Source organism: Bacillus sp. SIMBA_005, from assembly GCF_046535585.1.
In the GTDB taxonomy this organism is placed as follows: Bacteria; Bacillota; Bacilli; order Bacillales; family Bacillaceae; genus Bacillus; species Bacillus pumilus.
Genome location: NZ_JAWRWI010000381.1, coordinates 1 through 273 on the forward strand (window position 1 = coordinate 1; position 273 = coordinate 273).

General features: G+C 70.0%; 1 protein-coding gene. It reads right to left on the reverse strand.

The genetic code is table 11. The annotated features are described in order from the left end of the window. On the reverse strand, positions 1–273 hold a 273-nt coding region (locus SB660_RS20550), incomplete at both ends, for a GIN domain-containing protein (RefSeq protein WP_410584180.1).

A 273-nucleotide genomic window follows, 5' to 3' on the forward strand; every position in this document is an offset into this window, starting at 1 on the left:
GCTGCCCGACAGCAGAATATTGAACTGGTCGAGCGCGACCGCACCGATCGTCAGGTCGCCCCCGCCGCCCAGCGTCACCTCGCCGCGCACCCCCTTCATCCGGTCGATGAGGAGCGATCCGCCCCCGGCAAGCGTCGCGCGGCGCACGTCGTCGGTGGACAGGCGCAGCGTCACCGGACCGCCGCCGCCCTTCTGGCCCGACGGGCGTGGCTTCATGCGAATCACCAGCAAGTTGCCAGATACCTGCATGTCCACCCGGTCCAGAGCCTCGCG